Source organism: Mycobacteriales bacterium (assembly GCA_036497565.1).
Taxonomy (GTDB): domain Bacteria; phylum Actinomycetota; class Actinomycetes; order Mycobacteriales; family QHCD01; genus DASXJE01.
Genome location: DASXJE010000278.1, coordinates 1 through 8,973, shown reverse-complemented (window position 1 = coordinate 8,973; position 8,973 = coordinate 1). Strand labels below are relative to the sequence as shown.

13 protein-coding genes are annotated in these 8,973 nt (G+C 67.3%); 10 read left to right on the top strand and 3 right to left on the bottom strand.

Features of this window, described 5'->3' with window-relative positions:
* The first annotated feature begins 103 nt into the window (after positions 1-103).
* The gene (locus tag VGH85_21850; GenBank protein HEY2176462.1) at positions 104-799 is read left to right on the top strand and encodes a dihydrofolate reductase family protein; all 696 of its coding nucleotides are present in this window, start codon (positions 104-106) and stop codon (positions 797-799) included.
* Between the two features lie 7 nt (positions 800-806).
* On the opposite strand, the gene VGH85_21845 is transcribed toward VGH85_21850, so the two are convergent.
* Positions 807-1,808 (bottom strand): aldo/keto reductase, encoded by a 1,002-nt coding sequence (locus VGH85_21845; GenBank protein ID HEY2176461.1) that lies wholly within the window; start codon positions 1,806-1,808, stop codon positions 807-809.
* A gap of 150 nt (positions 1,809-1,958) precedes the next feature.
* On the opposite strand from VGH85_21845, the gene VGH85_21840 reads away from it, so the two are divergent.
* The 6 genes from VGH85_21840 (at position 1,959) to VGH85_21815 (ending at position 5,397) form a co-directional block, all read left to right on the top strand.
* Complete coding sequence (locus VGH85_21840) at positions 1,959-2,858, top strand: LysR family transcriptional regulator (protein ID HEY2176460.1); 900 nt, start codon at positions 1,959-1,961, stop codon at positions 2,856-2,858.
* A 74-nt stretch (positions 2,859-2,932) separates the two neighbouring features.
* Positions 2,933-3,535 (top strand): dihydrofolate reductase, encoded by a 603-nt coding sequence (locus VGH85_21835; protein ID HEY2176459.1) that lies wholly within the window; start codon positions 2,933-2,935, stop codon positions 3,533-3,535.
* Between the two features lie 29 nt (positions 3,536-3,564).
* Positions 3,565-4,041 carry an NUDIX domain-containing protein gene (locus VGH85_21830; protein HEY2176458.1) on the top strand — a complete coding sequence of 159 codons (477 nt, stop codon included), beginning with the start codon at positions 3,565-3,567 and terminating at the stop codon, positions 4,039-4,041.
* A 38-nt stretch (positions 4,042-4,079) separates the two neighbouring features.
* A complete protein-coding gene (locus tag VGH85_21825; GenBank protein HEY2176457.1) occupies positions 4,080-4,463 on the top strand; it encodes a hypothetical protein in 384 nt (127 codons plus the stop codon).
* Positions 4,464-4,482: 19 nt separating this feature from the next.
* Positions 4,483-4,815, top strand: coding sequence for a putative quinol monooxygenase (locus tag VGH85_21820; protein HEY2176456.1), 333 nt, complete (start codon positions 4,483-4,485; stop codon positions 4,813-4,815).
* A gap of 174 nt (positions 4,816-4,989) precedes the next feature.
* Positions 4,990-5,397: an ATP-binding protein gene (locus tag VGH85_21815; protein ID HEY2176455.1), complete on the top strand. Its 408-nt coding sequence runs from the start codon at positions 4,990-4,992 to the stop codon at positions 5,395-5,397.
* Positions 5,398-5,421: 24 nt separating this feature from the next.
* Here the strand turns inward: VGH85_21815 and VGH85_21810 are convergent, their stop codons facing one another.
* Together VGH85_21810 and VGH85_21805 are read right to left on the bottom strand one after the other, a co-directional pair.
* Positions 5,422-5,922 carry a DUF1992 domain-containing protein gene (locus tag VGH85_21810; protein ID HEY2176454.1) on the bottom strand — a complete coding sequence of 167 codons (501 nt, stop codon included), beginning with the start codon at positions 5,920-5,922 and terminating at the stop codon, positions 5,422-5,424.
* Between the two features lie 19 nt (positions 5,923-5,941).
* Positions 5,942-6,601, bottom strand: coding sequence for an SDR family oxidoreductase (locus VGH85_21805; GenBank protein HEY2176453.1), 660 nt, complete (start codon positions 6,599-6,601; stop codon positions 5,942-5,944).
* A 112-nt stretch (positions 6,602-6,713) separates the two neighbouring features.
* Between VGH85_21805 and VGH85_21800 the strand changes: the two genes are divergently transcribed.
* The 3 genes from VGH85_21800 to VGH85_21790 all read left to right on the top strand — a co-directional run.
* Positions 6,714-7,310, top strand: coding sequence for a GNAT family N-acetyltransferase (locus VGH85_21800; GenBank protein ID HEY2176452.1), 597 nt, complete (start codon positions 6,714-6,716; stop codon positions 7,308-7,310).
* A gap of 197 nt (positions 7,311-7,507) precedes the next feature.
* Positions 7,508-8,590, top strand: a complete 1,083-nt coding sequence (trpS, locus tag VGH85_21795) for a tryptophan--tRNA ligase (GenBank protein ID HEY2176451.1) — start codon at positions 7,508-7,510, stop codon at positions 8,588-8,590.
* Positions 8,587-8,973 (top strand): SDR family NAD(P)-dependent oxidoreductase (locus tag VGH85_21790; protein HEY2176450.1); only part of this gene is annotated, 387 nt, incomplete at its 3' end. The genes trpS and VGH85_21790, both read left to right, overlap by 4 nt.

Here is an 8,973-nt window from a genome sequence, read left to right as displayed (position 1 = left end):
GCGGCGGTCTTGAAAACCGCTAGGGGCGCAAGCTCCTCGTGGGTTCGAATCCCACGCCCTCCGCCCCCGACCTGCACTTATGCACCCCAGAGCTCGTCCGCTGGTGATCCTGCGCAAGTTTGAAAGAAACTCGGGAGGCGTGTCCGATCGGGGCGGCGATGTTCGTAGTAGGGGTGAGGCCGCCACAAGGCGCGGCGCGACCAACTTTCCGCGAGGAGACACCGTGACTGCCACGTACACCTTCGACATCTTCTCCACGCTCGATGGCTTCGCCAACCACAAGGGCGACTGGGGCGGCTACTTCGGCAAGCAAGGCCCCGAATTCCTTGCGCACCGTGCCACTGCCTACCGCGACCCGCTGCGCATGGTGCTCGGGGCCAACACCTACTCGTCCAACGCGCCGTTCCTTACCGCAGGCTTCGACCGCAGCCTGTTCGACGGCTGGATCACGCGCATGTTCGACTCCCCGGTCACGGTGCTCTCCAGCCGGCTGACCGAGCCGCTCGACTGGCCAGGCACGACCATCGAGTCGGGCGATCCTGTCGAGGTGGTCACGCGCCTCAAGGCCGAATCCGACGTGCCGCTGCGCTCCCACGGAAGCCTGATGCTCAACCGCGCGCTGCTCAACGCCGGTCTGATCGACGCCATCGAGGTGACGGTCTTCCCAGTGATCGCGGGGACGACCGGCGTGGACCGGATCTTCGACAATGTGGACGACTTCGACCTCGAGCTGCTCGAAGCCCGGACCTTCGACCGCGACACGCAGGTGCTGAGCTATCGGCCGACCCGGCACGGTTGATGGTGGCTCAGAGGTGGGTGCTGCGGCGGCGCGTCGTCCTCCGGTCGTCGACGAGGCTCCATTGGTCGCCGTACGTGCCGTTGGTGACGTTTTCGCGTTGCAGCAGGTCGTGCGGGAAGCCCAGTGCGGGTGCGCTGGCTTTGTCGAGTACGCGGAGTTGGTCGTCGTCGAGGCGCATGCCGGCGGCTGCGAGGTTTTCGTCCAGCTGAGTAGGGCTCGTCGCGCCAAGCAGCGGGATGATGTTGCCGCGACGGGCAGCCAGCCACGCGATCGCGACCTGCGCCGGAGTGCACCCGATGTCGGCCGCGATCCTGACGACGAGATCTACCGTCTCGTCCGGACCGGACCAGCTGTGCTGGAAAATCCCCTCTGCGGCGTCGTCACGCAGCCGACCTTGGCCCCCTTCGCGGTACTTGCCGGTCAACCTTCCTTCTGCAAGCGGACCCCACGCGACAACGGCAAGGTCGAAGGCCTCGGCCATGGGGAGCAGATCGCCTTCCGGTGTCCGCTCCAGCATGTTGTACCGCGACTGAAGGGCGACGAACCGCGACCAGCCGCGTAGTTCCGCGGCCGTGTTGGCTTCCGCGACCTCCCAGGCGGGCCAGTCGGAGACACCGACGTACAACACCTTTCCGGAACGGACCAGGTCATCGAGTGCACGCATCACCTCGACCACCGGCGTCCATGCCTCGCGGGTGTGCACCCACAGCAGGTCGACGTATTCGGTGTTCATGCTGCGCAGGCTGGCCTCGACCGACCGCACCAGGTTCTTTCGATGGTTACCGGCCGAGTTGAGGTCACCGGGCCGCGTCTGCAGCGTGTACTTGGTGCCGACCACGAACCGATCGCGGTCCGACCGAAGGAAGTCACCGAGGATTCTCTCGGCGTTGCCGTCGGCGTAGATGTTCGCTGTATCGACGAACGTGCCGCCGGCTTCGGCGAACTTGTCCAGGATGAGTCTGGCGGTGCGTTCGTCGATACCCCACGACCTGGGTTCGCCAAAGGTCATCGTGCCCAAGGCAAATTCCGAGACCCGCAAGCCGGATGATCCAAGCAACCTGTATCGCACATCTGCCTCCATTCGTTTGTGACTCAATGGAAGCGCGTTCGAGGGCATTCGGGTAGCGAGTGTTTGGCATGTAGCTCATGCCGTTTTAGCATGGACAGCATGCGCATGCTTTGGTTCGAGGTCTTCCGGGAGGCCGTGCGCTGCGGTTCCCTCGGAGAGGCGTCACGGACGCTTGGGTATACGCAGTCAGCTGTCTCCCGTCACATCGCCGCTTTGGAAGCTGAGTACGGAATACCGCTGCTCGAGCGTGGGCCGGCCGGTGTGTGGCCGACGCCGTACGGGGAGCGTCTGCTGCGGCACGTAGACGCGATCCTGGCGCATGATGATCAACTGCGCCGTGAGTTCGACGGAGTCCGGAAGGGTGCCCTCGGCCACATCACCGTCGGTGCCTTTCCGACCGCTGTCGCCGGGATCATCCCCGCGGCTCTCAACGCCCTCCAGCAGGACCGGCCCGACACGACACTGTCGTTGATCGAGGCGACGACTCCCGTACTGATCGAGCACGTTCACGGGCGCGACATGGACGTCGCGGTGGTGACCGATGGCCCCGGCGGGCACGGGGTGCCAGCCAGTCTGGACTGCACGCACCTGCTCGACGAGCACCTCCTGGTCGCCGTCGGACGCGCCCACCGGTTCGCCCGCAGGCGAGCCGTCTTTCTGCGCGAGGTCATCGGCGACACGTTCATCACCGGCTCGGACACCGACGAGAACGCATTGCTGCGCGCGCACCGCCTTGATGACTTCCGCCCACAGTCCCAGATCGTGGTCGCCGACTGGATCGGGAAGTTCGCCTGCGTCGCGGCGGGCATAGGCATCGCGCTGGTCCCCCAGTTGGTCAGCCGGGCACTGCCCGAGGGCGTGGCGGTGCTCAAGCTGCGCGATGAGCAGGCTCCGTTCCGTCGCGTTGTCGCCATTACTGACGCCAGGCGACAGCCGAGCGAGCTCACGAAAGTGTTCGTCCGTCTCGCAAAGCAAGCCGCACGTCCCTGACCTCCGCCCAGAGTTTGCCGGTCTTGCGGTTCGGGGGAGGCTGGTGACCACCGGCGTCGGAAGGAGCAGCTGGCATGGGTACGACGTACGTGCATGCAGTGGCCTCAGCGGACGGGTTCATCGCCGATGAGCACGACGACGTGGGGCCGCTGCACGATTGGTACTTCGCAGGGGACCATCCCCTCGTCGAGGACGACCACGCCGATGTGCACGGTGGCGCGCCTTTCCGGGTCTCTGCGGCGTCGGCTGACTACGTGCGTGGCCTGTGGTCGCGTCAGAAGGTGCTGGTCATCGGGCGGCACCAATTCGACCTGACCAACGGCTGGGAGGGTCACCCGCCCGCGAGCGACCACGTCGTGGTCGTGTCGCACCGACCGAGGCCGCCTGGCTGGCATCCGGAGGCGCCGTACTACTTCGCCACCTCGGTGGAGCAGGGAATCGCGCGGGCACAGGAGTTGGCCGGCGATGGGGAGATCGGTGTGGGCGCGGGTGAGATCGGCGGGCAGGCCCTGTCGCTGGGGCTCGTCGACCACGTGGCGATCGACATCGTGCCGGTCGTATTCGGCCGCGGGAAGCCATACTTCGGGACGTTCGATGGCCGGCTGATGCTCGAGGATCCCGACTTGATCATCCAAGGCGACGGGGTGCTCCATATGCGTTATCCGGTACGTCGGTGATCCGAGGCCCCGTCGTAAGCTCTGCAGCCGTGACGGAGCAACCGGCGATCATGCTGGGACGACGGGCGGCCCGAGCCATCTTGATCGACGAGCACGATCGACTGGTGTTGATCAAGCGGACGAAGCCGGGGCAGGCCCCCTACTGGACCGCGCCGGGTGGCGGCGTGGAGGACACCGACGCTTCGGTTGAGGCTGCGCTACATCGCGAACTGGCCGAGGAACTGGGTGCCGGGGCATCCGGCGCTACTCGCGTATTCCTGTTCAGCGCACCGTCCGATGCGGGCGTGGCCGTGCAGCACTTCTTCGTGGCCCGGCTCACAAAGTTGGATGTGACAGCCCGCAATGGGCCGGAGTTCGAGGACTCGTCACGGGGTGGCTACGACCCAGATCGGATAGACCTTCGTGGGGAGGATCTCGCGTCGATCGACTTGAAGCCGACGGCGTTGAAGGAGTTCATTCTTGCCAATCGTGAAGCGTTGCTGGCCGAGGCCGCCTCAGCAGGCTGAGGGTCGCACGTCGGCGAGCACCGGCACACCGGAGGAACGTGATCACAACTCCGCAGCGGCTGCGGGCGAAGGCATTCACCGTGAGCCACGGCCGTGACTGGCTGGCCGATCTGCCCGAGGTATGCCGCCGGCTCAGTGATGAGTGGTCGGTCGACCTCGGCGCACCGTTCGCCGACTCGCACGTGTCCTTTGTCGAGTTCCGCAAGGGCGACCTTGCACATCCGGTGACCGAATGGGTCGGCGTGATCGCCGAGTTCTGTGCGCGTCTCGCCGTCGACATTGAACGGGTCAAGGCGTGGATGTTCGCTAGGCTCGTGTCGGATGCGCTCGCTGCGTACGCCGAGGGTAGGGCGCTGGCAGAGCTCGACGCCTCTCAGGGTGACCTCTGGAGTGCGCGTCTCGTTCATCGCCTCCGCGAATGATCCCAAAGGGGAGAGGTTCATGATCTTCATCACCGCCAAGTTCCGCATTCGGCCCGAGGACGCAGACGCGTGGCCCACCATTTCGCACGAGTTCACCCAGGCCACCCGAAACGAACCCGGCTGCCTGTGGTTCGACTGGTCGCGCAGCCTGGACGACCCTTCGGAGTACTTCCTGGTCGAGGCTTTCCGCGACGATGACGCCGGCGCCGCCCACGTGCAGTCCGCGCACTTCGCCAACGCCCGCAAGACGCTCCCTCCGCACCTCGCCGAGACGCCTCGAATCCTCAACATGACGATTCCGCAGGACGACTGGTCGCGGCTCGGCGAGATGGCCGTGGAGGGCGACGGCTGACGTCCGTTCCTCGCGCTGCCACGGGCTGTCGGTCCGTCCCACGGTGTCCGGTCCAGGCCGACCGACGGGAGCAGATGGTTCGCTGGCGACACAGATTGCCGGTTCGGTGGCCACCATTCCGGGGTAAACCCGCCTTGAGGGTTGGACTAGCCAACCCGGTGGAGGAGACCCTGGATGGCTGGCACGCACGGACCGACGTCATCGGTGCTGCGTCTTCGCGCGGAGCCGTCCGCAGTACGTCGCGCCCGCGACTTCGTCCAGGACAAGTGCGCAGCCATCACCGAGTCGGCGCGGGACGCGGTGGTATTGATGGTCTCCGAACTGGTCACGAACGCGGTGCGGCACGGTAGCCCGCCCATTGCCGTCATGGTCCACGGCGCCCGATGGGGTGTGCAGGTCTCCGTCGTCGATGATCACCCCGACCGGCCCGTGATCCGACCCCACTCACTCGACGTGACCGGCGGCCGGGGAATGCAGGTCATTGACGCCTTGGCCACCGCCTGGGGTGTGCGGCTTCGCCCGATCGGCAAGGCCGTCTGGTTCATCCTCCTCGACGACCAGCGAGCCCCGGCCGTGATCTGAGCGCAGCTGTGCGGCTCTGAACACTCAGTTCGTGCAGCGCCGACCGGCCAGCCGGTGCCACCACCTCGGCGGCGTGGATGCGACGACCTCCGTGACCTTCGGCTCGACCGGTGCGGCCGCGGCCCTCCGCCGGATGGCATCGCGCCAGTCGGCGACGACCCGCTCGACATCGAAGGGCATCAGATTCAGCGGCGGTCCCGAGGTCGGCTTCCGGGTCGCCTCGCGGATCTTCTCGTTGATGTCGGCCATGATCTGGCGTACCTGGGTCTCCGACTTCGCCGCGACGACCGAGGCCGCCGCGTCCTCGGCCTCCTTACGCAGGGCCAGCGTCGGCGGCAGGAACGACAATTTCTCGCGCCGCAGTTTCTGCTTGATCCACCACAGTTCGTCGTACGGCCTGTCGAGATCGGGGATGGGCTTGCCCGCGCCGGGCAGGTTGTCGAACTCTCCGCGGTCCATCGCTTCCCGGATCTGCACGTCGATCCACGTCTCGAAGCTCATCCCGGCCGGCTTCCGCTCAGTCATGACTTGATCGTCCCTGAGCTCATTGCCGCAGTGCCCGCACCGCGTCGGCGACCGGCGTATCGCCACCGACCAGTTCGAGCACGAGTCCGGCGGTGCGCGGCTCATCCAACAGCGCGACCAATACGGCGGCGACGTCATCACGGGGAATCTCGCCACGGTGACCGGCCGGCGGTGCGAGCAGTACGCGACCGGTAGCGGCCGCGTCGGTGAGACTGCCCGGACGCAGCACGGTCAGATCCAGGTCGCGGGCGAGCAGATCGACCTCGGCGGCCTTCTTCGCCCGCAGATAGGCGGCGAACACCTCGTCGGTCCCGGCCTGCGGAGGCGTGTCCACGCCCACCGACGACACCAGCAGATAACGTCGGACACCGGCCTGCATCGCGGCGTCGGCGAACAGTACGGCGGCGCCGTGGTCGACGGTTTCCTTACGTGCGGCACCACTACCGGGGCCTGCACCGGCCGCGAAGACCACGGCATCGGCGCCGGCGAGGTGTCGGGCGACCTCGTCCACGCCGGCGGCCTCGAGATCGCACAGCACCGGCTCCGCCCCGGCTGCACGGAGGTCGTCGCGGTGGTCGGGGCTGCGGATCAGGCCGACGGCGTCATCCGAGCGGGCGGCGAGTAGACGCTCCAGCCGCATGGCGATCTTCCCGTGTCCACCCGCGATGACCACCCGCATACGGTGACGGTACAACCTGGCATGTGATGTCGTCACCGCGACGGATATCGGAGAGGATCGTGCTCCTAGGAGATCTGGTCGGCAGCAGCGCCGCGGCGCGGAGGGAATTCTCGTGATCGAGGTCAGAGCACTGCAGGGCGGGCAGACGGGCGCCGCCGTGGCGCTGCTGGCGCGCGCGATGCGCGACAACCCGGTCCACCTCGCGGCCTTCGGCGCCGACCCCGACCGACGCCGGCGTTCGCTGGAGCAGATGTTCGGCACGTTCTTCCGGGTCTTCAGCAGGCAGGAACCGCTCTGCGCTGTCGACGGGACGTCGCTCGTCGCCGTATCCGGTGTCGCCCCGGCGGGTACGTGCCAGCCCTCGCCGGGCCAGCGCCTCCGGTTTCTTCCAGGCCTGCTGCTGATGGGCGCCGGAACGAGCCGGCGGGTCAACACCTGGCTCGGGATCTGGGCCGAGCACGACCCCGATGAGCCGCATTCGCACCTCGGTCCGCTTGCCGTGGATGCGACGTTGCAGGGTCGAGGGATCGGGTCCCAGGTGATGACTGAATACTGCGCCCGGCTCGATGCCGCCGGTCAGGTTGGATATCTGGAGACCGACAAGCCCGAGAACGTGCGGTTCTACGAGCGGCACGGCTACACCGTCAGCGGCGAGGCCGCTGTGCTCGGCGTACCCAACTGGTTCATGCTCCGTCGGCCCGGGCAATGAGATCGGCGCAATATCGTCGCGCCGGAAACGGCCGATGACTATCCTTGCCGGTATGCCGCTCGCACCGCGTACCTGGTGGTCGCCGTCTCTTCGGCGGCCCTGACCCGACCTTGTCCCGAGCCGCCTCCGGGTGGCTCGAGAGCGGCTGGTTTCGGCTGACGGACACCGGAGGTAGCTCCCCGATCCGGGAGCCTTCCATGACTATCACCGCAAGCGATTCCTTCACTGCGTCGGCGAAACGCAGCGCCCACCTCGAGAACGAGATCTCCGACCACCCGGACCGCTTCCGGGTGCTCACCGGCGATCGGCCCACCGGTGCCCTCCATCTCGGTCACTATTTCGGGACGCTGGTGAACCGGGTCCGCCTGCAACGGGCCGGCGTCGACACGATCGTCGTCATCGCCGACTACCAGGTGATCACCGATCGGGATGGTGTCGGCGCGCTCTCCACGAACGTCCGCGAACTGCTCCTGGACTATCTCGCCGCCGGCATCGACCCCGACACCGCCACGGTCTTCGTCCACAGCGCCGTTCCCGCTCTGAACCAGCTGATGCTGCCATTCCTCAGCCTCGTCACCGCCGCTGAGCTGTCCCGCAACCCGACCGTCAAGGCGGAGGCAGCGGCGACGGGCTCACGGGCGCTCAGCGGACTGCTGCTGACCTATCCGGTCCACCAGGCTGCCGACATCCTCTTCTGCCACGCCAACCTGGTCCCGGTGGGAAAGGACCAGCTTCCGCACGTCGAAACCACCCGGCTGATCGCCAGGCGTTTCAACGAGCGGTACGGCGACGGCACCGTCTTCGCCGAGCCCCACGCGCTGCTCACCAGCGCCCCCGTGCTCCTGGGCGTAGACGGCACCAAGATGAGCAAGAGCCGCGGCAACGCCGTCGAATTGCGGGCGACCGAGGATCAGACGGCGGCGCTGATCCGTCGTGCCCGGACCGACGCCCGGCGGACCATCACCTACGACCCTGAGCAGCGTCCCGAGGTTGCGAGCCTGCTGCTCATCGCGGCCCTGTGCACCGACGCGGATCCGACGGACCTCGCCGATTCCCTCGGGGACCGCGGCTCCGCGGCGCTGAAAGCTCTCGTCACCGAAGCGGTCAACGAACATCTCCGCCCGCTTCGGCAGCGGCGGGCCGCCCTCTCGGCCGACTCTGCCTACCTGCACGGGATTCTCGAGCTGGGGAATGCGCGCGCGAACGACCTCGCCGACCGCACGCTCGACGAGGTGCGGGACGCTATGGGCATGACCTATGCCGGGCCAGGAGAGCTGTGACCGAGCCGCCGGCCGACCGCGTCGCCCTCGTGACCGGCGCCGGACGCGGACTGGGCGCGGATATCGCCCGGGCACTGGGTGCCGAAGGATATGCAGTAGCGGTCAACGACCTCGCCGGATCATCGACAGCGCCCGAGGTCGCGGCCGGGATCGAGAAGTCGGGCGGACGCGCCGACGTCTTCGCCGCCGACGTCACCGACGAGCAGGGAGTGCGCGGCCTGGTCTCCGACATCGAGAGTCGGTACGGCGCCGTCGACGTGCTGGTCGTCAACGCCACCGGCCCGCAGCCGGCCATCGCTGTCGAGGACCTCACCTGGCGGGACCTTCTCGACCAGCTGGAGTTCTTCGTGAAGAGCCCGACCCTGCTGGTGCAGGCGGTTCTC